General features: G+C 73.4%; 18 protein-coding genes. 15 read left to right on the plus strand and 3 right to left on the minus strand.

Going from position 1 to position 25,111, the window contains the following annotated elements:
* Positions 1-71: 71 nt before the first annotated feature.
* Positions 72-2,045, minus strand: coding sequence for an acetate--CoA ligase (acs, locus tag J2S58_RS16325; RefSeq protein WP_370881877.1), 1,974 nt, complete (start codon positions 2,043-2,045; stop codon positions 72-74).
* Positions 2,046-2,357: 312 nt separating this feature from the next.
* Here acs and J2S58_RS16330 point away from each other — a divergent pair, with 312 nt between their 5' ends.
* The 8 genes from J2S58_RS16330 (at position 2,358) to J2S58_RS16365 (ending at position 9,742) form a co-directional block, all read left to right on the plus strand.
* Positions 2,358-3,086 (plus strand): oxidoreductase, encoded by a 729-nt coding sequence (locus J2S58_RS16330; RefSeq protein ID WP_205256343.1) that lies wholly within the window; start codon positions 2,358-2,360, stop codon positions 3,084-3,086.
* A gap of 1,168 nt (positions 3,087-4,254) precedes the next feature.
* Positions 4,255-5,313, plus strand: coding sequence for a septum site-determining protein Ssd (ssd, locus tag J2S58_RS16335; RefSeq protein WP_205256342.1), 1,059 nt, complete (start codon positions 4,255-4,257; stop codon positions 5,311-5,313).
* Positions 5,310-6,509 carry a TadA family conjugal transfer-associated ATPase gene (locus J2S58_RS16340; protein WP_205256341.1) on the plus strand — a complete coding sequence of 400 codons (1,200 nt, stop codon included), beginning with the start codon at positions 5,310-5,312 and terminating at the stop codon, positions 6,507-6,509. Before ssd ends, J2S58_RS16340 begins: the two co-directional genes overlap by 4 nt.
* 143 nt (positions 6,510-6,652) lie before the next feature.
* Positions 6,653-7,312: a hypothetical protein gene (locus J2S58_RS16345; protein WP_205256340.1), complete on the plus strand. Its 660-nt coding sequence runs from the start codon at positions 6,653-6,655 to the stop codon at positions 7,310-7,312.
* Entirely contained in the window at positions 7,309-8,097 is a 789-nt protein-coding gene (locus tag J2S58_RS16350) for a type II secretion system F family protein (protein ID WP_205256339.1), read from the plus strand. The genes J2S58_RS16345 and J2S58_RS16350 overlap by 4 nt, the downstream gene beginning before the upstream one ends.
* Before the next feature lie 477 nt (positions 8,098-8,574).
* Positions 8,575-8,811: a DUF4244 domain-containing protein gene (locus J2S58_RS16355; RefSeq protein ID WP_306828931.1), complete on the plus strand. Its 237-nt coding sequence runs from the start codon at positions 8,575-8,577 to the stop codon at positions 8,809-8,811.
* 59 nt (positions 8,812-8,870) lie between these two features.
* Positions 8,871-9,218 carry a TadE family type IV pilus minor pilin gene (locus tag J2S58_RS16360; protein WP_306828934.1) on the plus strand — a complete coding sequence of 116 codons (348 nt, stop codon included), beginning with the start codon at positions 8,871-8,873 and terminating at the stop codon, positions 9,216-9,218.
* 188 nt (positions 9,219-9,406) lie between these two features.
* Positions 9,407-9,742 carry an Rv3654c family TadE-like protein gene (locus J2S58_RS16365; protein WP_205256338.1) on the plus strand — a complete coding sequence of 112 codons (336 nt, stop codon included), beginning with the start codon at positions 9,407-9,409 and terminating at the stop codon, positions 9,740-9,742.
* 9 nt (positions 9,743-9,751) lie between these two features.
* Here J2S58_RS16365 and J2S58_RS16370 read toward each other — a convergent pair whose 3' ends face one another.
* Positions 9,752-10,246, minus strand: coding sequence for a deaminase (locus J2S58_RS16370; protein WP_205256337.1), 495 nt, complete (start codon positions 10,244-10,246; stop codon positions 9,752-9,754).
* Complete coding sequence (locus J2S58_RS16375; RefSeq protein WP_205256336.1) at positions 10,243-12,759, minus strand: DEAD/DEAH box helicase; 2,517 nt, start codon at positions 12,757-12,759, stop codon at positions 10,243-10,245. Before J2S58_RS16375 ends, J2S58_RS16370 begins: the two co-directional genes overlap by 4 nt.
* A gap of 229 nt (positions 12,760-12,988) precedes the next feature.
* Between J2S58_RS16375 and J2S58_RS16380 the strand changes: the two genes are divergently transcribed.
* The 7 genes from J2S58_RS16380 (at position 12,989) to J2S58_RS16410 (ending at position 24,989) form a co-directional block, all read left to right on the plus strand.
* Positions 12,989-15,289, plus strand: a complete 2,301-nt coding sequence (locus J2S58_RS16380) for a sodium-translocating pyrophosphatase (protein ID WP_205256335.1) — start codon at positions 12,989-12,991, stop codon at positions 15,287-15,289.
* Between the two features lie 425 nt (positions 15,290-15,714).
* Positions 15,715-16,467: a hypothetical protein gene (locus J2S58_RS16385; protein ID WP_205256334.1), complete on the plus strand. Its 753-nt coding sequence runs from the start codon at positions 15,715-15,717 to the stop codon at positions 16,465-16,467.
* Between the two features lie 431 nt (positions 16,468-16,898).
* Positions 16,899-17,609, plus strand: a complete 711-nt coding sequence (locus J2S58_RS16390; RefSeq protein ID WP_205256333.1) for a hypothetical protein — start codon at positions 16,899-16,901, stop codon at positions 17,607-17,609.
* A gap of 179 nt (positions 17,610-17,788) precedes the next feature.
* On the plus strand, positions 17,789-18,586 hold the full coding sequence (locus J2S58_RS16395; protein WP_205256332.1) for a hypothetical protein: 798 nt from the start codon (positions 17,789-17,791) through the stop codon (positions 18,584-18,586).
* Between the two features lie 85 nt (positions 18,587-18,671).
* Positions 18,672-19,250: a hypothetical protein gene (locus J2S58_RS16400; RefSeq protein WP_205256331.1), complete on the plus strand. Its 579-nt coding sequence runs from the start codon at positions 18,672-18,674 to the stop codon at positions 19,248-19,250.
* Between the two features lie 283 nt (positions 19,251-19,533).
* On the plus strand, positions 19,534-22,431 hold the full coding sequence (gene topA / locus J2S58_RS16405) for a type I DNA topoisomerase (protein WP_205256330.1): 2,898 nt from the start codon (positions 19,534-19,536) through the stop codon (positions 22,429-22,431).
* Between the two features lie 251 nt (positions 22,432-22,682).
* The gene (locus J2S58_RS16410) at positions 22,683-24,989 is read left to right on the plus strand and encodes a bifunctional MFS transporter/dTMP kinase (RefSeq protein ID WP_205256329.1); all 2,307 of its coding nucleotides are present in this window, start codon (positions 22,683-22,685) and stop codon (positions 24,987-24,989) included.
* Positions 24,990-25,111: the final 122 nt, after the last annotated feature.

The raw sequence follows: 25,111 nt of genomic DNA on the forward strand, positions 1-25,111 counted from the left end.
TCATCGTGCCACGCCGACCGGGTCCCGACCGCCCCCAGGGGGCCGCGTCGGGATCCGGTCGGCCGGTGTCGTCAGTCCGCCGAGCCGCCACCCAGCCCGGAGGTGATCATGTTCATCACCGCGGAGTCCTGCAGGGTGGTGACATCGCCGAGTTCGCGGTTCTCGGCCACGTCCCGCAGCAGGCGTCGCATGATCTTGCCCGACCGGGTCTTGGGCAGTTCGGCGACGACCATGATCTGCCGGGGTCGGGCGATCGGCCCGATCTGCTTCGCCACGTGGGCACGGAGCTCGTCGATCAGGGCCTTGGCCGCGGAGCCGTCGTCGCCGTCCCGCTCGGCGGCGTCCTCGGCGGCCTGCACGGCCGCGCCGCGCAGGATCACGAACGCCACGATCCCCTGGCCGGTCATCGGGTCCGATGCCCCGACGACCGCCGCTTCGGCGACCGAGGGGTGGGCGACCAGGGCCGACTCCACCTCGGTGGTGGAGATGCGGTGACCGGAGATGTTCATGACGTCGTCGACGCGGCCGAGCAGCCACAGGGCGCCGTCCGTGTCGTACTTGGCGCCGTCACCGGCGAAGTAATAGCCCTGGGCGGCGAAGCGCGACCAGTAGGTGTCCACGTAGCGCTCGTCATCGCCCCAGATGGTGCGGAGCATGGCCGGCCACGGCTTGTCGACGACGAGGTACCCGCCCTCCCCGTCGCCGACGGGCACGCCCTCGTCGTTCACGACGACGGCGCTGATGCCCGGCAGCGGGCGCATGGCCGACCCGGGTTTGGTCGCGGTGACCCCGGGCAGCGGGGAGATCATGATCGCGCCGGTCTCGGTCTGCCACCAGGTGTCGACGATGGGGCAGCGGTCGTGACCGATGGTCTGCCGGTACCACATCCAGGCCTCGGGGTTGATGGGTTCACCGACGCTGCCCAGCACCCGCAGCGAGCTCAGGTCGTAGCGTTCCGGGATCTCCGCGCCCCACTTCATGAACGTCCGGATCAGGGTGGGCGCGGTGTAGTAGATCGACACCTCGTACTTGTCGACGATCTCCCAGTGCCGGCCCTCGTGCGGGGTGTTCGGGGTGCCCTCGTAGATGACCTGGGTGACCCGGTTGGCCAGGGGCCCGTAGACGATGTAGCTGTGCCCGGTGACCCAGCCGATGTCGGCGGTGCACCAGTAGACGTCCTGGCCGGGCTTGTGGTCGAAGACGACGCGGTGGGTGTACGCGGCCTGGGTGAGGTACCCGCCGGAGGTGTGCAGGATGCCCTTGGGCTTCCCGGTGGTGCCCGAGGTGTAGAGGATGAACAGGGGCTGCTCGGCCGGGAACGGCTGCGCCTCGTGCCGGTCGGACTGGGTGTCGACGAGCTCGTGCCACCACACGTCCTTGTCGGTCCAGGCGACGTCGATGCCGGTGCGTCGCACCACGAGCACGTGTTCGACGGGGGAGTCCGGTGCCGCGACGGCCTCGTCGACGGCGGCCTTGAGCGACACGGCCCGGCCGCGGCGGAACTGTCCGTCGCTGGTGATCACCAGGCGGGCCTGGGCATCCCCGATGCGCGAGCGCAGCGCCTCGGCGGAGAAGCCGCCGAAGATCACCGAGTGGGCCGCGCCCAGCCGTGCGCAGGCCAGCATCGCGACGATGGCCTCCGGGATCATCGGCAGGTAGATCGCCACCCGATCGCCGGCCTGCACGCCCAGGGAGGTGAGCGCGTTCGCCGCCCGGGACACCTCGACGAGCAGGTCGGCGTAGGTCACCGAGCGGGAGTCGCCGGGCTCGCCCTCGAAGTGGAAGGCGACGGTGTCCCCGTACCCGTCGCGCACGTGCCGGTCGACGCAGTTCTCGGCCACGTTCAGGGTGCCGTCGGCGAACCAGCGGGCGTGCGGCTTCTCCGACCAGTCCAGCACCTGCGTGAACGGGGTGGCCCAGTTCAGGTGCCGGGCCTGCTCGGCCCAGAACGCCTCCGGGTCGTCGGCCGCGCGCTGGTAGGCCTCCTCACCGAGGTTGGCCTGGGCGGCGAACTCCGCCGAGGGGGGGAAGGTGCGGTCCTCCACCGACAGGTTGTCCAGCGCGGACCCGGGCCGCCCGCCCTCGGCGCCGTGCGGTCCCCCGGTGGTTCCGGACGGGGTGGCGGGCGTCGGGATGTCGCTCACGGTTGCTCCTTCTCGGCGTCGAGTGCGCCCACCATCGTCTTCGCCGGGTGCGTGCGGGACGCGCCGCAGTGTCCGGTGGTGGGTTGCCGCGACGGTATCCCCGCCGTCCGGGCCGCGCCACAGTGCCCCGACCCGACCCTGGTGGGGAGCACGAGTATCCCTGCACAGCAACATTTCTCGGTGGGGAACCGCCCGGGCGGCTAGGGTGCCACGGTGACTGCTGCGTGGCCCGACCTGCTCGCCCTGCCCGACGTGCGGGCCGCCGCCGAGCAGGCGGAGACGACGGTGGCGGCGATCTACCGGCACCCGGCCAACCTGCGTGGGTGGCCCCGGACCGCGGCCGCGGCGTCCGTGCGGGCCGCGCGGGCCTCCGCCCTGCTGGACGGCGGTCCCGGCCGGATGGACGACGAGGTCGCCGTCGTGCAGGACCCGGTGTTGGCCGGCGCGCTGCGGGTGGCGGCCGAACTCGCCGCGCTGGTACCGGTCTGGCGCCGGGCGCCCCTGCAGGCGCTCGCCCGGCTGCACACCCTGGCCGCCGCCGACCTGGTGACGGAGGGGGAACTGGGGCGACCCCGGGAGGACGCGGGCCCCCGGGCCCGATTGGTCCGGGTGGGGCGGTTGGTCCTCGATCCGCCCTGGCCGTCGGCGGTGACGGTGGCTGTCGTGCACGCCGAACTGCTGGCCGTCAGCCCCTTCGTCGGCGCCAACGGTGTGCTGGCCCGGGCCGCCGCCCGACTCACCGCGATGACGGCGGGGTTGGACCCCCGCGGCCTCGGCGTGCCCGAGGCGGGTTTCCTCGCCGCGGGACCGGGCTACGACGCCGCCCTGGAGGCCTACCGGATCGGTGCGCCGGACGGCGTGCGGGAGTGGGTGCTGCTCTGCTGCCGGGCTCAGCTCCAGGGGGCGCGGGAGGCCCGTTCGGTGGCCGACACGCTGGCCTGACCGTCCCCACCGGGGTGAACCTCGCCCTCGGCGGCCGATCCGGACAATCCGGTTCCAGGCTGACCGGGTGAAATCCGGCGCGGCGCAGCGGAGAAAGTCCTCGGAGCGACTCCGGGGCGGGACCTCCCGGGATGGGCCGTTGCGCCGGGCTTCGGGGCGGGGGGCACGCCCGACCGGGTGGTTCCGGGCTCCGCCCGGGGCTCCGACCGCAGTGCGGCCGGCTGTGTCGGGGCCGTGACGGCCGATCGTGGGGGAGGGTCTCCGGGCGGTCCGGGACGCGGGGAGGAGTACGGGGGTCGAAGGGCCGACCCGCGTGGCCGACCGGGGGCCCGGAGACAGGCGTCCGGGGACATGAGACGGCGCCCCACCTGCGGTGGGGCGCCGTCGGCGCAGAATCCCGGCTACCAGGCTGCACCACTGCTCGTCGTAATGGGCGTCACGATTGTCGTCATCGCCCCGACGACGTACCTCCGCGGTTCATGGCGGTGAGTGGGTACCGGTATCCACGTCGGAGAGCTCCGATCGGGGTGGGCGGCATTTCTCTCCCATGCCGTCCCCGGCCGAACGGGGGTCCCTGAGTCAGTGATACTCCGCGACCCGTTGTCCGGCAAGCGAAGACGGGCCCAGGGTCCACCCTGACCGATTCAGATGCACCCGAATGAGCGAGCGGATGTCGGTGCGGCTCATGATCGTTCCGAGACCGGTCCGTTTCGGCTGCGCCGCAGGATGACGGCGTCGACGGAACGGGGTTACAGTGGTCGAGTCGGCCTCCACCCCCCCGGAGCCGACCACCCGGTTCAGCTCAACCCCCCGGAGCTGAACCCCCGCGACCCCCGCCCTCCCCCCTGGCGGGGGTCGCGCCTTACTTCCGGCCGGTGTCCGCTCCCGCCCGAACCCCGTCGAGGCCACGTTGCTTCCGGGCACGCCAGGAATGTCCCCGGAGCGGCCGGCGGGTCGATATCCGGCACGGCGGGGAAAAGGCGTCGTCCGCGTGAATATCAATGCACGGCGAAGCCTTACCGCAAGGCCTTGCGGACGGGCGGTGTCGGATCCGTCCCCATGTCCGGATTCCTTGCACAAACCCGGCGGCCGCCTCGCTCCTGCGGTGCGGTCACCGGTGCACTGCGACGGCACGGTCCCGCCCGGGACCCGGACGGACAGGCCCGCCATGCCGCCACGCCCCCTCGTCGTCACCGACGACGACCACGTCCTCGACGACGTCCTGCGCATCGCGGCCGCCGCCGGGGTGGAGATGGGCCACGGGCGGGACCCGTCCCATCGCTCCGCCTGGCGTGCCGCCTCGGTGGTCGTCCTGGATGCGGCGCTGGTGCCGCGGGCCGTGGCGGCCGGTCTGCCGCGCCGCGCCGCGGTGGTCGTGGTCACCACCGGGGAGCTCGGGTCCGCGGTGCTGCAGGACTGCGTCCGACTCGGCGTCAGCGACACCCTGTACCTGCCGCAGGACCAGGACCGCATGGTCGACCTGCTGGTCGATGCGACCGACGACGGTCCCGGGGGCGGGCGCAGCGTCGCCTTCATGGGGGCCTGCGGTGGGGCGGGGGCGTCCGTGCTCGCCGTGGCCACGGCCGTGGCGGCCGCCCGCCGGGGCGCGGAGGCCCTGCTCCTGGACGCCGATCCGTGGGGCGCCGGTCTCGATCTGCTGCTCGGGGTCGAGCAGGACCACGGCATGCGGTGGGAGGACCTCGTCGTCGGCGGCCGACTGGCCGCCGCCACTCTGCGTCGCGCCCTGCCCACCGCCGACGTCGGGCGGTCCGTCGTGCCCGTCCTGGCCCCACGCCGGGTGGGCGGCGAGGCGGTCGGTCCGTCGGCGGTGTCCGCCGTCCTGGACGCGGGTCGGCGCGCCGGGGGCACGACCGTGCTGGACGTGCCGCGTCCGCCGGCGGAGACCGCGGCCGTCCTCGAGACGGTCGACCTGGCCGTCCTGGTCGTCCCGGCCGACGTCCGGGGGTGCTTCGCCGCGGACCGGGTCGTCCGTCACCTGCGCGGGGCGGGGATCGACTGCGCTCTGGTCGTGCGGGGCCCCGCTCCGGGAAACCTCGGAGCCGACGAGGTCGCGGAGTCCCTGGGGCTGTCCCTGCTGGCGACCCTGCGGTCACAGCCCTCGCTGGCGCGGGAGATCGAGCAGTCCCGCGTCCCCGGTGCCGAGGCGCGCAGCGCGTTGGCCCGCACCGCCGAGATCGTGCTGGACCACCTGGATGTGGGTCGATGAGCCCCGGCCGTGCGGGCGTCGGCCCGCCGGACGCCACCGCGCTGACCGAGGGCATGGTCGAACGGGTGCAACGTCGACTCGTCCAGGAGCGGGCCGACCCGACGTCGACGGCGGTGGCCCGGGCCCTGCGTGCAGAGCTCCCCGTCCTGGTCTCCGATGCCGAGATGGTCGGCCTCATCCGCGGTGTGCAGCGGGAACTGGTGGGCACCGGCCCGCTGGCCGATCTGCTCGCCGATCCCGCCACCACCGATGTCGTGGTCAACGGGCCCCGGGACGTCCGGGTCGACCGCGGGAACGGTTGGGAGGCCACCACGGTGACCTTCGCCGACGAGGCCGCCGTGCAGCGCCTGGCCCGCAGGCTCGCCGCGACCGCCGGACGCCGGCTCGACGACGCCCGCCCCTTCGTGGACGCCCAGTTGCCCGACGGCGCGCGACTGCACGCGGTCCTCGCTCCCGTCGCCACCGGCGGCACCTGTCTGTCCCTGCGCGTCCTGCGTCCGGTGCGCCACGACCTCACCACCCTCGAGCGGTCCGGCGGCCTCCCCGGGGTCACCGCTCCGGCGATCGCCGCGATCGTCCGTGCTCGGCTGGCCTTCCTGGTCAGCGGCGGGACCGGGTCGGGGAAGACGACCCTGCTCGGCGCGATGATCGGTTCGGTGGCTCCCGCCGACCGGGTGGTCGTCGTCGAGGACGCAGCCGAGCTGGCGCCGCCCCATCCGCACGTCCTGCACATGGTGGCCCGGCCGGCCAATGTCGAAGGGGTCGGCGCCGTACTGCTGCGGGACCTCGTCCGCCAGGCGCTGAGGATGCGACCCGATCGCATCGTGGTCGGGGAGGTGCGCGGGGACGAGGTGGTCGACCTGCTCGCCGCCCTGAACACCGGACACGAGGGCGGAGCGGGCACCGTGCACGCCAACACCGCAGCCGATGTCCCGCAACGGATCGAGGCGCTGGCCGCCGCGGCCGGGCTCCCGCGGGCGGCGGCCCACGCTCAGCTGGGGGCCGCGGTCCAGGTCGTCCTGCATCTGACCCGGCGGGGCTCGCGGCGGGTGCTGGGGGAGATCGCCGTGCTGCAGCGGGATGCCGACGGGCTGGTGACGGCCCGGCCGGCCGTGGTGGACGGGCTGCCGGTGGAGCCGGGCGCTTCGCTGCTGGCCGCCGTCCTCCGGCAGCGTGAGGTCGCCGCACCGTGGTGATCGCGCTGCTGGCCGCAGCAGGGTTGCTGTGCTGGCCGGGCCGACGGCGGGTCCCTCCCCGACACCGCCGGGGAGGGGACGGCGACCACCCGACCCGCACCGGTCGGTGGCCCTCAGCGCGTGCCGTGCGGGTGAGGCCGGGAATGCTGGCCGCCGCCGCTGGGGCAGGTCTCTGGACGCTGGCCGGGGTGGCGCCGGCCGCGGCCGGCGCCGCCGCGGTGTGGACGACGGCAACGCTGGTGCGCAGGGCGCTGGACGCCCGCCGCACCGGGAGGGAGCGCACGGATCTCGTTGCCGCACTGGGCATGGTGACGCGGGATCTGCAGGCCGGTGCCCCGCCGGTCCGGGCCCTGTCGGCGGCGGCCGCGACGGGTCAGGGCGCGGCTCGGGCCGTTCTCGAGGGGGTGGCGGCGACGGCCGGCGATGTGACAGGACCGGGTCGCACTCCCTCCGGTTCCGTCCGGCAGGTGGTGGGGGAGCGCCTGTCCGCGTGCTGGGCGGTCTCCCACCGGCACGGTCTTCCGCTGGCGCGGTTGGTCGAGGCCCTCCGGGTCGATCTGCAGTCCGAGGTGGATCGGATCGAGGCGCGGAACGCGGAAGCCGCCGGTCCCCGGCTGTCCGGGCATCTGCTCGCGGCCCTGCCCGCCCTGGGGCTGCTACTCGGGGCCGGCATGGGAGCGGACCCGATCCGGGTGCTCACGGCGACGACGGTGGGTCAACTCCTGCTGGTCGGTGGGGTGCTGCTGACGTGCGTGGGCCTGCTCTGGACCGACCGGCTCGTCGCCGGCCCGGGCCGGCGGTGACCGGGTCCGGCGCGGCGCTCGTCGCTCTGCTGCTGTCGTCCGCTCTACTGGTGCTGCCGGACCGACCGCGGGGCCTCGTCGCCGGGCGGACCGGCAGGGGGCGGAGCTCGCCCCGCATCCGCGGCCCCGTCGGACGCGGCCTGCTCGCCGCCGCCGGGGTGGCCGGCGCCGGGCTGCTCGTCGTCCCCGGGCAGTGGTGGGTGGTGCTCCCGCTCGCCGCGGCCGCGGGCGGTTGGGTGGCGCGGAGCGCGGGCCGGGCGACCCCGGTCGAGTCGGCCGCCCAGCGGTCCTGGCTGGTGACCCACGGGGAAGTGCTGGCGGCCTGTCTGGAATCCGGTCTGGCGATGTCGGCGGCGTTGACCGCCGCCGGCACGGTGGCCACCCGCGGGACGGACCCGTCCGATCTCCCCCCGCCCGGTGGGCCCGGGCAATCACCCGGAGGGCGGGGCGGTCATCCGGCCGTCGTCCTCGACGCGGTCGCGGCGATGCTGGCCCTCGGAGCCGCCGCGGACACCGCCTGGCGTCCGGCCGACGCCGATCCCCGCCTGGCCGATCTGGCCGGCGCCGCGCGACGTTCCGCCGACGGCGGCTCGGCGCTCGCCCGGGCCGTTCGGGAGCACGTGACCGCCCTCCGCGGGGAATCGGCGGCGGCGGACCGACGCGCCGCCGGCCGCAGCGGCGTCGTCATCACCGCTCCGCTCGGGCTCTGCTTCCTGCCCGCCTTCCTGTGCCTCGGGCTGGCCCCGGTCGTCCTGGGCCTGTTCGGCGGACTGCACCTGTTCTGAGGGACCAGGTGCAATCCGGTTCGCCGGTGCGCCGGCCCGCGGGACGGGCCGGCGGTCCGGTTGCCCTTGGCATTCGGTTACCCGGTGGTTTGGTCGGACCCACGGGCAGCGGGCGTCCGGCATCCCGTCCCCGATCGGGCATGGTCCCGTGGTGATCCATCGAATGCCGTTGTGATGCAGCAGTTGTCCCCATGTCCGTTACCCGTGCACACCCGGCCACCGGCAGGCCCGGCGACGTCGGGTGTCGACCAGGCTCGAGGTCGGGCCCGACGACGCGGCCCCAGTCGACAGAGGAGCCGAAACATGAGCCTGCACACCGTCCGTCCGGCCGAGAGCGTGCCGTGCCGATCCACCGGGCGGGGTCGGGGCGCCGTGCCGTCCGTCATGGCCGGGTCCCCGGGCTCACCTCCGGCCCCCAGCCCGGAGCCAGAGAAGCCCGGTCCTGACGGAGGTGGCGCCGGGTCCCACGCCGAGGGGGTGGGCACGCGCCCGATCGCCGACGGTGGGCGACCCCGTACCGCCGGCCGGGCACGGGCCTACCGGGCCGATCCCGAGCTCGACCTGGCCGATGCCGGGATGAGCACCGTCGAGTACGCGGTCGGCACCGTGGTGGCCGCCGCCTTCGCCGCGGTCCTCTACAAGATCGTCACCGGCGACTCGGTGGTCGCCGGTCTCACCGCCCTGGTGCGTTCGGCGCTGGACACCGCCTTCTGATGTCCGCCCGCCGCCACCCGCGCCCACCGGGACCGGGGCCGTCACCGGTGCGGAGAACGGTGATCCACCCCGGGGATCGCGGCGGGGTCACGGTCGAGGCCGCGATCGGCCTCTCCGCGGTCATGGTGGTGTTGATGTGCTGCTTGAGCGGGATCGCCGTTCTCACGGCGCATCTGCGCTGTCAGGACGCCGCCCAGGAGGCGGCCAGGCTCGCCGGCCGTGGCGACGACGCAGCGGCCCGGGCCGCGGTGACCGCCCTGGCACCGGACGGTGCCACCGTGTCCTTCACGCAGGACGGCGATCTGGTCGTCGTCACCGTCCGGGCGCCCGCACCGGGCGGAGTGCTGCCCATCGGTCCGCTGCATGCCTCGGCGGTCGCCGCCCGCGAGGACGGGGTCGCCGGGTGAACAGGTTCGGGTGGAGACAGGGTCGGCGTCGGGCGTGGGAGGAGGACGACGGACGGACAGACCGAGGGCGACGACGCCCGCGTCCCGGTCGGTCGACGGGGTGGGGCCGGTGGCTGCGGTGGCTGCGGTGGTCGTGGCGGCGGCCGCGGCCGGATCGTTCCGTCGAGGACGGCCCGGCCGACGGCGGGGTGAGCACCGTGCTGACCTGTGCGGTCGCGGCGGTTCTGGTCGCCGTCACCGTGGTGGTGATCGGCCTGGCGGCGGCGATCGATGCGCGCGGTCGGGCGGGTGGATCCGCCGATCTTGCCGCCCTCGCCGCGGCCGGGCAGGCTCTGTCCGGATCGGAGATCGCCTGCGCCACAGCAGGTCGGGTGGCCACGGCGAACGGCGCACGGATGGTGTCCTGCCGGGTGGCGGGGCTGTGGGTGTGGATCACCACCAGTGTGCAGGTCGAGGTGGGTCTGCTCGACGGGGCCGCCACCGGGCATGCCCTGGCCGGACCCGTGGGCGAGGTCGTCGGGTGACGCGGGTCGTCAGTCCTGGTGTCGAGCCGCGTAGTCCTCGAAAGGTGCGGTGGGGTGCGGATGTTCGCCCTGGACGCCGGGCAGGGCTCGGTCGGCAGGGGCGGCTGCGTACTCGCCGTAGAAGGTCGCCAGGGCCATGTAGCGCCCGCCGTCCTCGTAGTGCTCGCCCTCCTGCTCCCGGGTGGCGGCGAACACCACCTTCTCCGGCTCGGCGTAATAGAGCGCGCCGAGGCACATCGGGCACGGATAGGCCGTGACGTAGACGTCGCACCCGTGCAGGTCGGTGCGGCCGGCCGCGGCCAGTGCGCGGATGGCGGCGATCTCGGCATGGGCGGTCTTGTCGCCGCTTTGGACGACCTGGTTGGTGGACTCCTGCAGCACCTCGCCGGTGGTGGCGTCGACGACGAGGCACGCGAACGGCTTTCCGCCGTCGGCCACGTTGCGCCGGGCCAGGTCCACGGACCGGGCCACCAGATCGGGACGGGGGACAGCGTTCTCGCTCATCCCTGCAGCGTACGTCTGGCCCCTCCGGCGGCCGGGGTGGAGCGGGAGGGTGGGGCGGGCAGATCGGCGAGTGTCCGCACCATCAGGTCCAGCACGGCCACGGCGCCGGCCTTGTGCAGGGGGTCGTTGCCGTTGCCGCACTTGGGCGACTGCACGCAGCTCGGGCACCCGGTGGGGCACGAGCAACCGTCGACGGCGTCCCGGACGGCGGTGAGCCAGGCCGCGAGGACGTCGTGTCCACGATCGGCGAACCCGGCCCCGCCGGGATAGCCGTCGTACACGATCACGGTGGGGTCTCCGGTGTCCGGATGCAGCAGGGTCGAGAGCCCGCCGATGTCCCACCGGTCGCACCCGGCGAAGAGGGGGAGCAACCCGATGGCGGCGTGCTCGGCCGCGTGCAGGGCGCCGGAGAGATCGGCCTCCCGCACCCCGGTGGCCAGCAGGGTCGCCAGGTCCACGGAGTACCAGACGGCCCGGGTGTGCAGGGTGTGCTCGGGCATGTCCAGACCGATCTGGTCGATGGTCTCCCCGCTCGGTCGACGCCGGAGATAGCCGACGACCTGCTCGGTCACGCACACCGGCCCGACCCCCACCCGCACCCCGCCGGCGAGATCGGTGACCGCGTGGGCGGTGTCGAAGTCCGTCATCGCGACCGTGGAGACCGACCGGGGCACGGTGGTCCACTCGGGGTAGTCCTCCTGGACCAGGGCGATGCCCTCGTGCAGGTCCAGGTCCAGGACGAGATATGTCCGGCCCTGGTGCAGGTGCAGCGCCCCGGGATGCACGGCGGCGGGAGCCCGCGCACCGTCCACCGTGCCCAGCAGGCGGCCGGTGTCCGCCTCCACGATGGCCACCTGCCCGCCCCCGCTGCCGCGCAGGTCCACCTCGTCGGTCGGGCGGGCGTGACCGGCGTAGAACCAGCCGGCGGCCCGGCGTCGCAGGCCCTTGGTGGCGACCAGGTCGGCAAGCACCCCGGCTGTCGCCGGTCCGAAGAGGCTCAGGTCCGCCTCGGACAGATGGTGCTCGGAGGCGGCGCACACCAGGTGCGGGCCCAGCACGTACGGATTGCCCGGGTCGGTGACGGCGGCCTCCACGGGCCGACCGAACACGGCCTCCGGGTGGTGCACCAGATAGGTGTCGAGCGGGTCGTCGCGGGCGATGAACACCACCAGGGGGCGCGGCGCGTCCGGGCGCACCCGTCGACCGGCGCGGCCGGCCTGCTGCCACACGGAGGCCAGCGTGCCGGGGTAGCCGGCGAGGACGGCGGCGTCCAGACCGGCGATGTCGACGCCGAGCTCGAGCGCGTTGGTGGAGGCGATGCCCCGCAGCTCGCCCGTGCCCAGCGCGCGTTCGAGTTCCCGGCGGTCCTCCGGGAGGTAGCCGCCCCGGTAGGCGGCCACGGAGTCGGCCAGGTGCGGGTCGGTGGCGGCGAGCTGTCGTCGCGCGCTCAACGCCGTCTGCTCGGCGCTGTTCCGCGACCGGACGAACGTCAACGTCCGTGCCCCGGCGGCGACCAGGTCGGCCATCATCCGGGCCGCCTCCACCGGCGCCGACCGGCGCACCGGGGCGCCGTGCTCCCCGGTGCGTCCGCTCACCACGGCCGGCTCCCACAGCACGAAGTCGGTCGCGGGACGGGGTGCGCCGTCCTGGGTGACGGCCCGCGCCGGGCGGCCGGTGAGACGTTCGGCCGCGGCGGCCGGGTCGGCAGCCGTCGCCGAAGCGAGCACGAACACCGGGTCCGATCCGTAGAGGGCGGCCAACCGACGCAGCCGGCGCAGGACCAGACCGACGTGCGACCCGAACACCCCGCGGTAGGCGTGGCATTCGTCGACGACCACGAACTTCAACGACCCGAGCACCCTGGCCCAGCGCCGATGGGACGGCAGGATCCCGCGGTGCAGCATGTCCGGGTTGGTCAGGATCCACCGTGCGTGCGACCGGGCCCAGTCACGGTCGGCCGTCCCGGTGTCGCCGTCGTAGACGGCCGGGCGGATCTGCGGCAGGTCGAACTCGTGCAGGGCCTCGATCTGGTCGGCGGCCAGGGCCTTCGTCGGCGCCAGGTACAGCGCGCAGGCGCGGGGGTCGGCGAGGAGTTCGCTGAGCACCGGCAGCTGGTAGGCCAGCGACTTGCCCGACGCCGTCCCGGTCGCCAGCACCACGTCCTGCCCCTCGTGGACCAGGTCGGCCGCCTCCCTCTGGTGGGTCCACGGCACCTCGATGCCCCGTGCGGTGAGGGCCGAGACGACATCGGGATGGGCCCACGCGGGCCAATCGGCCGTGCGGCCCGCGCGGAAGGGCAGTCGCTCCACGTGGCGGACGGGCCCGTCCGCCTCGTCGTCCCTCCCGCCCCCGGCGAGGATCTTCTCGAGCACCGGCTCGTCGGCGGCACGTCGGGCGCCGACCACCGCCGGGATCGACGGGTCGAAGTCCGGGTGATCCCCGTCGGCCAGTAGCGCCCCGGCTCGCAGCACCGACAGCAGGTCGGCGTCGGAGTGCGGGTGGACGACGGTCATGACCTCCATTGTCACGCTCGGCACCGACAGGGGGCGGATCCGCCCGGCCGCTCGTCGGGACAGGGTCCGGGCGGCGACCCGCCGGATGTGACGCAGAGCATGTCGTGATGAGCGCCACGTCATGTGAGAGAGTGCGACCAGTCCCGGCGGTTGTCCCGGGACCCACCTGTCGACCAGCGCCGGTCCACACCCTCGGGGGACCGGTGCTTCGCGCACTGGATCGGGAACCATGGACTTCATTCCGGCGGAGTTGACCATCTCCGGGACCGACCGGGTCATCGTGATCGGCGTCGGTGTCGTCGCGTTGATCGCCCTGGCCATCGCCTTCGTGCTCCGGGCCGGCGTCCTCGCCGCCGGGCAGGGCACCCCGAAGATGCAGGAGATCTCCGAAGCCGTCCAGGAAGGTGCCGCCGCCTATCTCGGCCGGCAGTTCCGCACCCTGGGCGTCTTCGTCGTCATCGTCTTCGCCCTCCTCTTCGTGCTGCCCGCCGACTCCACCGGGGAGCGCATCGGCCGTTCCCTGTTCTTCCTGGTGGGCGCCGGATTCTCCGCCTCCATCGGATATCTCGGGATGTGGCTGGCCACCCGCGCCAACGTCCGGGTCGCCGCGGCGGCCAACGGGGAGGGCCGTGAACGGGCGATGCAGATCGCCTTCCGGACCGGCGGCACGGTGGGGCTCGCCACCACCGGTCTCGGCCTGCTCGGGGCTTCCGCGGTGGTGCTGGTCTACGTCGGCGAGGCGCCGAAGGTGTTGGAGGGCTTCGGCTTCGGCGCCGCGATGCTCGCCATGTTCATGCGCGTGGGCGGTGGCATCTTCACCAAGGCCGCCGATGTCGGCGCCGACCTGGTCGGCAAGGTCGAGCAGGGCATCCCCGAGGACGACCCCCGCAACGCCGCCACCATCGCCGACAACGTGGGCGACAACGTCGGTGACTGCGCAGGTATGGCCGCCGACCTGTTCGAGTCCTACGCCGTGGTGCTGGTCGCCTCGCTCATCCTGGGCAGCGCCGCCTTCGGGACCAAGGGCCTGATCTTCCCGCTGATCGTGCCGGCCATCGGCGTGCTCACCGCGATCATCGGCGTGTACACCACCCGCGCCAAGGTCGGCGAGAGCGGGCTCACCACGATCAACCGCGCCTTCTACATCTCGGCCGGTATCTCCGCGGTGCTCTGCGGGGTGGCCTCGTTCGTCTACCTGCCCGGCTCCTTCGCCGAGCTCGGGGTGGCCGCGGTCGCCGGCGAGGGCGGGAACCCCCAGGTCATCGCCTTCGTCGCCGTGGTCATCGGCATCGTGCTCGCCGCGATCATCCTGTGGCTGACGGGCTACTTCACCGGCACGGAGACCAAGCCGACCCAGGACGTCGCCAAGACCTCGCTGACCGGCGCGGCCACGGTGATCCTGTCCGGCATCTCGGTCGGCTTCGAGAGCGCCGTCTACACCGCGCTGGTCATCGCGGCCGCCGTCTACGGGGCGTTCCTGCTGTCCGGTTCGCTGATCGTCGCGCTCTTCGCCATCGCCCTGGCCGGTTGCGGACTGCTGACCACGGTCGGCGTCATCGTGGCCATGGACACCTTCGGGCCGGTCTCGGACAACGCCCAGGGCATCGCCGAGATGAGCGGGGACGTCTCCCCGGAGGGCGCGCAGATCCTCACCGAGCTGGACGCCGTCGGCAACACCACCAAGGCCATCACCAAGGGCATCGCCATCGCCACCGCCGTGCTGGCCGCCACGGCCCTGTTCGGCAGCTACTCCGACGCCATCGGCAAGGCCGTCATCAAGGCCCTGGGTGCCGTCGACACCATGGGTGACTCGGTCCGCACCCAGGCCGGTCAGTTCATCGACCTCGGCACGCAGTTCTTCGTGGCCAACGTGGTGCAGCCCAGCACCCTGGTCGGCATGCTGCTCGGGGCGGCCGTGGTGTTCCTCTTCTCCGGCCTCGCGGTCAACGCGGTGTCCCGCGCCGCCGGTGCGGTGGTCCAGGAGGTGCGCCGCCAGTTCCGGGAGATCCCCGGGATCATGGAGGGCACCACCCGACCGGAGTACGGCAAGGTCGTCGACATCGTCACGCGGGACTCGTTGCGGGAGCTGGCCACCCCCGGCCTGCTCGCCGTCTTCGCCCCGATCGCCGTGGGCTTCGGCATGGGTGTGGGTCCGCTCGCCGGCTACCTGGCCGGCACCATCGCCACCGGCACCCTGATGGCCGTCTTCCTGGCCAACTCCGGCGGGGCCTGGGACAACGCGAAGAAGATCGTCGAGGACGGGAAGTTCGGGGGCAAGGGGTCGGCGGCCCACGAGGCCACCATCATCGGCGACACCGTCGGGGACCCGTTCAAGGACACCGCCGGACCGGCCATCAACCCGCTGATCAAGGTGATGAACCTGGTCGCGGTGCTGATCGCGCCGGCCGTGGTCGGGCTGACCATCGGGGACGGCGCCAACACCCTGGTGCGGGTGCTCATCGCCCTGGCGGCCGTCGCGGTCATCGTCGTCGCGGTGGTCGTCTCGAAGCGACGCGCTTCCGCCCTGTAGACCGACGAGTTCTGCCCGACGGCCCGGCCGGCCCTGTGCCGTCCGGGCCGTCGCACGCGGTCGGCGGGTCGTACCCCCGCCGCGGTCTTACACCGTTAGCGGATCGGTACCCGTTCGGCATGACACGGGCCGGACGCGATGACAGGATCGCCGGGCGCCGGTCGGGGGGCGGCGTCGTGGAGCGTCGAACCGGGCGGGACCGCGGTCCGTCCGGGGGGTGCGACCGCCACCGGCCTGAGGCGGACCAGACACCCGTTCCCGCACGATGCACGCACCGGGCGCGCCCGGCTGCACCCACCGACCACCCCGAGCCGCCGACGATCTGCACCCACCGACCCGGCCCGCCGAGCGGCGACGGCACATCACCACCGAGCACGCGACCACCGAGATGTCCGACACCCGGATGTCCGACGAGAGGGAGTCCCATGAAGCGCACGACCACGATGCTGGCCGGCCTGGGGGCCGCCGGCGCCCTGTTCCTCGCCGGCTGCGGCGGTTCCGACGCGGCCGCACCCGCCACCTCCGCCACCTCCGCGGCCCAGACCTCGGCCGCGAGCACCTCGGCCGCGGTGAGCACGCCGAGCAGTGCGAGCTCGATGGAGAGCATGGCGACCTCCATGGACATGAGCTCCATGGACATGAGCTCGATGGACATGAGTTCCATGGACATGAGCTCGCAGGACATGAGCTCGATGGAGATGTCGGCGAGCGCCACCACCACGGTCGGCGGCGACACCACCACGCTGGACGCGCAGAGCACCACCTTCTTCGACACCTTCTGCACCGGTCTGGCGCCGCTCAAGCAGCTCAGCGCTGCCGGGGACTCCCTCGGGAACGATCCCGCGGCGATCGGCACCCTCTTCGGGCAGATCGGTGACGCGATGACGGCGACCGGGACGCAGCTGCAGAGCACCCCGCCGCCCACCTTCGAGGGCGGCGACGCTCTTGCCGCCCAGTTCGTCGACACCCTGAGCAAGGTCGGCCCGGCGTTCAGCCAGTTCGGTACCCAGGCCGCCGCGGTGAACCCGAACGACCCGGCCGCCGGCCAGCAGCTCCTCAGTGGTTTGGAGTCGGTCTTCGCCGAGGCGCAGGGCCTGACCGCCATCGACGCCAGCGAAGGTGTCAAGAAGGCCGTGGCCGCCATCCCGTCCTGTGAGGGCATCTTGGACAACTCCTGACGGTCGGACTGTCGTCACCGGCCGGGTTGCCTGACCGGATCCGGCCGGTGACGTCCCGTCCGACGTCGCCCGGGTAGCGCGAGCTGTGCTGATATCACTCGTCGACCACAGTCCTGCAGTCGTCGGTTCGGGTTGGCGGTCCGCCCGGCGGGTTCCGGCCCACCGTTCAGGACCGCAGACAACAGGCACACACGACTCGGATCACGATCAGGACAGCGAGCGAACCGAACTCCGGCCGTCGCGTCCGATGATGGGGATGGCGGCCCGGAGCGCATCGCCCCGCCCGGGCGACGACACCATCCGTCCGGTCGGCACCACGACGGTCCGGTCAGCTCCCGCAGTTCGGGCCGGTGTCCCGTGGTCCGGTCCAGCACCACCGATTGCACGCCGCCGTCCGGAACCGGACGGCCGACCCCGTCGAGAGGGAACCCATGAAGCGCACCACCACGATGCTGGTCGGCCTGAGCGCCGCCGGCGCCCTGTTCCTGGCCGGCTGCGGCGGTTCCGACACGGCGGCCCCGAGCACCACCGCCGCCCAGACGTCCGCGGCCTCCAGCCCCGCGAGCAGCTCGGCCGCCGGTATCACCACGCCGAGCTCGCTGCCGAGCAGCTCGATGGAGATGAGCTCGGATGCGTCCGGTTCCGAGTCCGGGTCCATGTCGATGGCCGCCCCCACCGCGACCACCACGGTCGGCGGCGACACCACCGAGCTCGACGCGCAGAGCTCGGCCTGGTTCGACACCACCTGCTCCGGTCTGGCCCCGCTCACCGAGATCACCCAGAGCGCGTCGTCGATCAGCGACCCGACCCAGCTGGGCGCCGTGCTGACCCAGCTCGGCGACGCCATGACGAGCACCGCGACCCAGCTCGGCAGCACCCCGCCGCCCACCTTCGAAGGCGGCGACGCCCTGGCCACGCAGACCACCGAGGCGCTGAACAAGTTCGGTCCCGCGCTCTCCGCGCTCGGCGCCAAGGCCGCGACCATCAGCCCGACCGACCAGGCGGGTGGCCAGCAGTTCCTCACCGAGCTGCAGTCCACCTTCAGCGAGCTGCCCGGCCTGCTGGCGTTCGACGTCAACCCCGACCTCCAGCAGGCCATCGCGGCCGTGCCGTCGTGCGCCGCGCTGGTCCCGGCCTCCTGACCGACTGAACCACCTCGATCGCCTCTCGGCCGGCCGGGTCACCCCACGGGTGACCCGGCCGGCGTGTCTCCCGCCCGGGTGACACCGGTTCCCCGGTCCGGCCCGATCGGGTTGGATCGGGGGGCTGTGCCGACCATCCACTGCAGGGCCGCCCGCTCAGGCCCGGTGAAGGAGTTCCGATGTCCGCTGCCCACGTCCGCCGTGCCACGACCCGCGGTCTGCTGAGCGTCCTGGCCGCCTCCACCCTGTTCCTGGCGGGCTGCAGTCAGACCGTCAGCGGCACCGCGACCCCGGACCCCAACGGTTCCGTGGCGGTCTCCTCCTCGGGCGGCATCACCACCCCGAGTTCGTCCCCGGCACCCAGCAGCTCCGGTGCGTCCACCGGCGAATCGGCCACCAGCCCGGAGTCGAGCACCGACGACGGCTCGACCAGTGAGCAGAGCGCGACGAGCGAGGAGAGCACCGCGGAGTCCTCCGCCGCCACCGCACCCACCACGGACGGCGGAGGCAGCTCCACGGTCGATCCCGAGGTGGCCCTGGACGCCGACACCCTCGGCTTCTTCCAGGCGTTCTGCGGTGGGGTGAACGACGCCAAGCAGTACGCCAGCCCGTCCACCGCCGGCCAGACGCTCGAGGAGGCACAGACCACCCTGGTCGAGGCCTACTCCAACATCGCCGGCAGCGCGCAGGTCACCGCGGGCATCCTGGACTCCTCGCCGCCGCCGTCCTTCTCCGGCGGGGACGAGTTCGCCAAGGCCGCGTCCAACCAGTTCCTCACCCTCACGGACGTCTACGGCCGGGGCGCGGACACGATCGCCGCCCTGCCCGAGCCGACCGAGCAGGATCTGCGCGACGCGGTCGACGCCATCGAGGGGGAGGCCACGGCCGCCCAGAACGCCGCGCCGGCGTTCCCGCCCGTCCCCGGTGATCTCGAGGACGCCGTCCGCGCCGTCCCGGAGTGCGACGGGGTCTTCTGAGCCGTCCCGCTGGTTCTCCCGCCGGCTGCCCGACGCGGGCTCCGTCACCCGGCCGGGTGACGGAGCGCGGGTTAGCCTGCCCGATGTGATCCAGCTGTCCCATCTGTCCGCAGATCTGGTGGCCCCCCGGGCGGCCGATCTGAGCGGGTTGCTGGCGGCCGGGGCGCACCTGGCCCGGGCCGCCGCCGGGTGGGTGATGGTGGTGAGCGTCGACGCCGACTGGCGGGCGCGGGCCCTGCACCGCGAGCTGCAGGTGCGCGACGTCCCGGTGGAGTTCGGTGGTTCCGGCGGTGTCCTGCAGCTGCGCACGGCGCCGACGGCCGCCGTGGACCGGCTGGCCGAGCACTGGGCCGGCGGTCGGATGCTCCCGGACGGATTCGTCCCCGGCCCGGGAGCCCTGCGGTGCTGGACGTTGGCCGCGGGTCGCCCCGACCGCCCGGGCTTCCGCCTCGGGCTCGACCCGGCCGCCCCCCAGCTGCACATCGGGCTCGCCGCGGCCTGTGCCGAGCTGGGTCTGGCGGCGTCCCTCCTCGGCGGATCGGCCACCGATCCAGCCCTGCGGATCGTCGGACGGCGCCGGCTCGACCGACTCGCCGACCTCGTCGGAACGCCCCCGCCGGGGTGCCCGCCGGGGGAGTTCCCGGGGTCGCCGAGCTCGCGCTGATCACGATCGACCGCACCGCCGCCGTCCCGCGAGCCGGTGCTCCCCGGGGGTGTGCGCCCCGGCGGCGGACGGCGGCGGGCGCACACTGAAGGCGTCACGGCTGCGCAGTGCGGCCCCGTCGTCACACCGAGCAGTCACACCGAGCATCGACGGGGCTGTGGCATCCTGCACCCGACGAGTCGCCGAGCACGATCGGATGCCGCCGCCGCAGGGCCCACCGACGGGCCACCGCGGTACGGACCCCACGGGTCGACCCGCGCAAGCAACTGAGGAGCCGAGCCTGATGGCCACCCGCAAGAACACCGCCCCCGGCACGGGGGTCCGCCTGGTCGTCGTGGAGTCCCCGAACAAGGTCAAGTCCATCTCGGGTTATCTGGGCGAGGGCTGGGTCGTCGAGGCCTCCGTCGGTCACATCCGCGACCTGCCGCGGGGCGCGGCCGACGTGCCCGCGAAGTACAAGGGCGAGCCGTGGGCCCGGCTCGGGGTCAACACCGACAACGACTTCGAGGCCCTGTACGTGGTCTCCCCGGACAAGAAGGCCCAGGTCGCGAAGCTCAAGGCCTTGCTGGCCGGCGCCGACGAGCTCTTCCTGGCCACGGACGAGGACCGCGAGGGCGAGGCCATCGCCTGGCATCTGCTGCAGACGCTCAAGCCGACCGTGCCGGTCAAGCGGATGGTGTTCAACGAGATCACCCCAGCCGCGATCCGGGCCGCCGCCGCCTCGCCGCGCGACCTGGACAACGACCTGGTCGACGCCCAGGAGACCCGCCGCATTCTCGACCGGCTCTACGGGTACGAGGTGTCGCCGGTGCTGTGGAAGAAGGTGATGCCCAAGCTGTCCGCCGGACGCGTGCAGTCGGTGGCCACCCGCATCGTCGTCGAGCGCGAGCGCGCCCGGATGGCCTTCCGCTCGGGCACCTACTGGGGCCTGGACGCGACCTTCGCCCCCGGCGCCGACGCCGCCTCCACCACCGCCTTCTCCGCCGCGCTGACCACCGTCGACGGCCGCCGCATCGCCTCCGGCCGGGACTTCGACGAGTCCACCGGCGCCCTCAAGGCGTCCTCGGTCCAGTCCGGTGTGCTGCAGCTCGACGGCGACGCCGCCCGGGCACTGGCCGACGGCCTGGACGGCCGGGAGGCCTCCGTCACCAGCGTCGAGGACAAGCCCTACACCCGGAAGCCCTACCCGCCGTTCATGACCTCGACCCTGCAGCAGGAGGCCGGCCGCAAGCTCGGTTTCAACTCCGAGCGCACCATGCGTACCGCGCAGCGGCTGTACGAGTCCGGCTACATCACCTACATGCGGACCGACTCGACCACGTTGAGCCAGACCGCGCTGGACGCCGCCCGCACGCAGGCCCGCGAGCTGTACGGGCCGGAGTACGTCCCGGACGCGCCGCGCCAGTACACCCGCAAGGTGAAGAACGCCCAGGAGGCGCACGAGGCCATCCGCCCGGCCGGTGAGGCGTTCAAGACGCCCGGCCAGCTGGCCCGGTCGCTGTCCGGCGACGAGTTCCGGCTGTACGAGATCATCTGGCAGCGCACCATCGCCAGCCAGATGGTCGACGCCAAGGGGCAGACGTTGTCGGTGAAGATGGCCGTCAGCACCGGCGCCACCCCCGCGGTGGAGACGGTGTTCGCCGCGTCCGGCCGCACCATCACCTTCCCGGGGTTCCTCCGCGCCTATGTCGAGACCGTCGACGCGGAGGCCGGGGGCGAGGCCGACGACGCCGAGCGCCGCCTGCCCAACCTGACCGTCGGGCAGCAGCTGGACACCCGGGACCCGGTGCCCGGCTCGCACACCACCAGCCCGCCGGCCCGGTACACCGAGCCCTCGCTCATCAAGGCGATGGAGGAGATGGGCATCGGCCGCCCGTCGACCTACACCTCGATCATCCGCACCATCACCGAGCGCGGGTACGTCTGGCGCAAGGGCCAGGCGCTGGTGCCGTCGTGGATCGCGTTCGCCGTGGTCGGTCTGCTCGAGCAGCACTTCCCCCGGCTGGTGGACTACGACTTCACCGCGGCCATGGAGGACGAGCTCGACTCCATCGCCGCAGGTCGCCTGCGCCGCACCGACTGGCTGACGTCCTTCTACTTCGGCGAGCAGGAGGGCCATCCCAGCGCCGAGGGCTCGGTCGCCCACGCCGGCGGGCTCAAGAAGCTGGTCGGCGAGCGGCTGGAGGACATCGACGCGCGCGAGGTGAACTCGCTCCCGCTGCTGACCGACGAGCAGGGTCGTCGCACGTTGGTCCGGGTGGGTCGGTACGGCCCCTACCTGGAGCGGGTCATCGGCCCGAACCCGGAGGACCCGGACGGTGCCCCGCTGACCGAGCGGGCCAACCTGCCCGAGGAGCTCGCCCCCGACGAGGTCACCGCCGAGGTGGTCGAGGCGCTGTTCGCCCAGGCCGAGGTGGGGGACAAGGAACTGGGGACGCACCCGGAGTCCGGCTACCCGCTGGTGGCCAAGGACGGTCGGTACGGCCCGTACGTCACCGAGGTGCTGCCGGAGGACACCCCCAAGACCGGAAAGAACGCGATCAAGGCGCGCACCGCTTCGCTGTTCAAGTCGATGACGCTGGAGACCATCGACCACGACACCGCGGTCAAGCTGCTCACCCTGCCGCGGGTGGTCGGTGTCGATCCCGGCACCGGTGAGGAGATCACCGCGCAGAACGGCCGCTACGGCCCGTACCTCAAGCGCGGCACCGACTCCCGGTCGCTGACGGCGGAGGACGAGCTGTTCACCGTCGACCTGGAGCAGGCCCTGGCCGTGTACGCGCAGCCCAAGACCCGCGGTCGGCAGGCCGCCTCGGCCGCGTCGCTGCGGGAGGTGGGCGAGGATCCGGACACCAAGAAGCCGATGGTGATCAAGGACGGCCGCTTCGGGCCCTACGTCACCGACGGGGAGACCAACGCCAGCCTGCGCAAGGGCGACGAGGTCGAGTCGCTGACGGTGGAGCGGGCCTCCGAGCTGCTGGCCGAGCGTCGGGCCCGGGGCCCGGCACCGAAGAAGACGCCGGCCCGCAAGGCCCCGGCGAAGGCCGGTGCCAAGACGGCGACCAAGACCGCCACCAAGACGGCGGGCACGAAGACGACGACCCGGACGGCCAAGGCGGGCACCGCCACCGCCACCCGGGCCAAGGCGGCTCCGCGGGCGAAGGCGGCACCGAGCACCTGAGCGGGAGCGCCGGATCGGGGGAGACCCCGGTCCGGCGCGGTGCACCGCCGGGGCCGTCCCGGGTGTGGGTTCGGGGTGGACCCGGGTTCCGCCCGACGCCGCGTCGCAACGGGTCGACGGCGGGGGTCGGGCACCTACGATCACCCCATGTCGCCCCGCCGCCCGCCGGGCCCGCTCGACGCCGACCGGCTCGCGGGTCCCGGGACGCCCCAGCCCCGCCGTGATGATCCGGCCCGACCGGGCGGGACCCGATGAGCAGGGCCAAGCCGAGTTCGTTCGGCGTGCTGGTCCGCATCCCGATCTTCCGGCGGCTGTGGGCGGCCATCGCGATCTCCAGCCTGGGTGACTGGCTCGGCCTGCTGGCCACCTCCGCGCTGGCCTACCAGCTGACGCAGAACTCCTCCAACCTGGCCCAGGGGGCCGCGGTCTCCGGGGTGCTGCTGACCCGGTTGCTGCCCGATCTGCTCCTGGCACCGGTGGCCGGCGCGCTGGTCGACAAGTTCGACCGGCGCAAGGTCGCGATCATCGGAGACATCTGCGCGGGCCTGCTGTACGTCTCCATCGCGCTGACCAGCAATCTCGGGTTCCTGTACGTGGCGCAGTTCCTCGTCGAGGCCATCGGTCTGTTCAGCACCCCGGCCAAGCAGACGATGTGGGTGAACATCGTCCCGCGGGAGCGGCTGGCGGTGGCCAACCAGATCAACTACGTCTCGGTGTACGGCATGGTCCCGGTGGCCGCGGTGCTGTTCGCGCTGCTGTCCACCATCGCCCAGTTCTTCGGCGCGACGACGGTGGGTACCGGGGAGGAGGCGAGTGCCACCGGCGGGCTGGTCGCCACCACCACCAGTTCGGCGGCGATCACCATCGCCCTGCTCGTGGACGCCGGGACGTACTTCTTCTCGGCCGGCACCGTGCTGCTCTCCCGCGGGATGATCCCGGCGTTCGTGGGCGAACGCAGCACGACCACGAACATCTTCTCCCTGGTCGCCGAGGGCATCTCCTTCGTCCGCAAGAACCCGCTCATGCGGTCCATCTACATCGGCATCCTGGGAGCGTTCGGGGCGGGCGGACTGGTCGCCGGGATCGCGCTGCCCTACGTCAACGGGCTGGGCGCCGGCGACGCCGGGTTCTCCCTGTTGTTCGGGTCGGTGTTCACCGGGTTGGCGCTGGGCATGCTGCTCGGCCCGCGGGTGCTGCCCACCGTCCCGCGCCGGATGATCTTCACGCCGGCCATCGGTGCGGCCGGGCTCTGCCTCATCGCGATGAGCCTGCTGCAGGACCTGTTCGGCGCCATGGCGACGGCCGCGCTGATGGGCATGTTCGCCGGCATCGCGTGGATCACCGGTTTCACCATGATCGGCCAGGAGGTCTCCGACCAGCTGCGCGGCCGGGTCTTCGCGTTCGTCATGTCCTCGGTGCGCATCGTGCTGCTCGGCACGATCGCCGTCGCCCCGGTGCTGGCCGGGGCGATCGGCACTCACGTGCTGGAGATCGGCGACTTCACCGCACTGTTCACCGGGCCGGCGATCGTGCTGGCCATCGGCGGGGTGATCGCGCTGGGGGTCAGCTTCCTCGCCGGACGGCAGATCGGTGGGTTCACCTCGGGCCTGATCCGCAAGTGGACCCGGCGCCGATCCATCTGGGAGGAGCCGGACGACCACGCCGGTGTGCTGCTGGCCGTCGAGGGTCGCGATCGGGAGGCCTGCGCCGCGGTGGCGGCGGTGCTCACCCAGCACCTGCGCGAGCAGGGCTGGCGCACCGTCGCCGAGGGGCTGGACGTCACCGTCCACCCGGTCGGCGGGGACACCCCGTCCAGCGCCCTGCGGGCGGCGGCCGACCTGGCCGACGCCTGCGCCCACCGCATCCGGCCCGCCCTGGAGGCCGGTGACGTGGTGGTCTGCAACGGCTTCATCGACGCGATGATCGTGCGGTACCGCGCGGAGGACGGGCAGGCCGAGGCGCGGCTGTGGCGGCTGGCGATGTGGGCGGCGGGCGGACTGCGCCCGGACCTGACCGTGCTGGTGGACGTGACCGCCGGGGAGTCCGGGCCCATCCTGACCAGCACCCATTCCCACCTGGCGATGGGACCGGCCCGTCCGCGACCGGCCGTGGACGCCGCACCCACCGACGGCGCGGCGACCGGCCCGGATGCGGGGACCACGGACGGCGATCCGTCACTGGTCGGGGGCACCCCGGCCGAGCAGGTCACCCTGCAGGTCACCGAGCGGGCGGTGGCGACCGCCCGTCCGGACCCGGATGCCGGATCCCCGCCGGTCGCCGAGCCCGAACCGGAGGTGTCCGGGGTGCCGCCGGAGACGGCCGCCACCGGCGCCCCCGACGGCGGCCGGCTCACCGCCGAAGAGGACGACACCGTCGATCCCGAGCAGGCGTTCCGCGACCGGGCGTCCTACACCCCCGAGCGCTACCTGATCGTGCACCTGTCCGACGGGGCCGCCGCCCCGGACGGCGGCCCGACGGTGCCCGACGAGCTGACCGAGCGGATCGCCTCGGTGCTGCGGGCCCGCTCACCGGTGCTGGCCGACCCCCAGCCGGTCTGATCCGTTCTCGACCATCGCCCCGCCGGCCGCATCCGCACGACACTCCCGGGTGGCGGGCGGAACCTGCCGGTGCCGGGCGGAGTTCACTGGTCGGCGACGGGGGAGCACCCCGCACCGCGCAG

The sequence above is a fragment of the Nakamurella flavida genome, assembly GCF_030811475.1.
Taxonomy (GTDB): Bacteria; Actinomycetota; Actinomycetes; order Mycobacteriales; family Nakamurellaceae; genus Nakamurella; species Nakamurella flavida.

Coding starts and splice junctions, on each gene's coding strand:
- J2S58_RS16380 (WP_205256335.1), top strand. CDS start 12,989: ATGGACTTCATTCCGGCGGAGTTGACCATCTCCGGGACCGACCGGGTC.
- J2S58_RS16390 (WP_205256333.1), top strand. CDS start 16,899: ATGAAGCGCACCACCACGATGCTGGTCGGCCTGAGCGCCGCCGGCGCC.
- topA (WP_205256330.1), top strand. CDS start 19,534: ATGGCCACCCGCAAGAACACCGCCCCCGGCACGGGGGTCCGCCTGGTC.
- J2S58_RS16345 (WP_205256340.1), top strand. CDS start 6,653: ATGCTGGCCGCCGCCGCTGGGGCAGGTCTCTGGACGCTGGCCGGGGTG.
- J2S58_RS16370 (WP_205256337.1), bottom strand. CDS start 10,246: ATGAGCGAGAACGCTGTCCCCCGTCCCGATCTGGTGGCCCGGTCCGTG.
- J2S58_RS16375 (WP_205256336.1), bottom strand. CDS start 12,759: ATGACCGTCGTCCACCCGCACTCCGACGCCGACCTGCTGTCGGTGCTG.
- J2S58_RS16385 (WP_205256334.1), top strand. CDS start 15,715: ATGAAGCGCACGACCACGATGCTGGCCGGCCTGGGGGCCGCCGGCGCC.
- J2S58_RS16395 (WP_205256332.1), top strand. CDS start 17,789: ATGTCCGCTGCCCACGTCCGCCGTGCCACGACCCGCGGTCTGCTGAGC.
- J2S58_RS16410 (WP_205256329.1), top strand. CDS start 22,683: ATGAGCAGGGCCAAGCCGAGTTCGTTCGGCGTGCTGGTCCGCATCCCG.
- ssd (WP_205256342.1), top strand. CDS start 4,255: ATGCCGCCACGCCCCCTCGTCGTCACCGACGACGACCACGTCCTCGAC.
- J2S58_RS16340 (WP_205256341.1), top strand. CDS start 5,310: ATGAGCCCCGGCCGTGCGGGCGTCGGCCCGCCGGACGCCACCGCGCTG.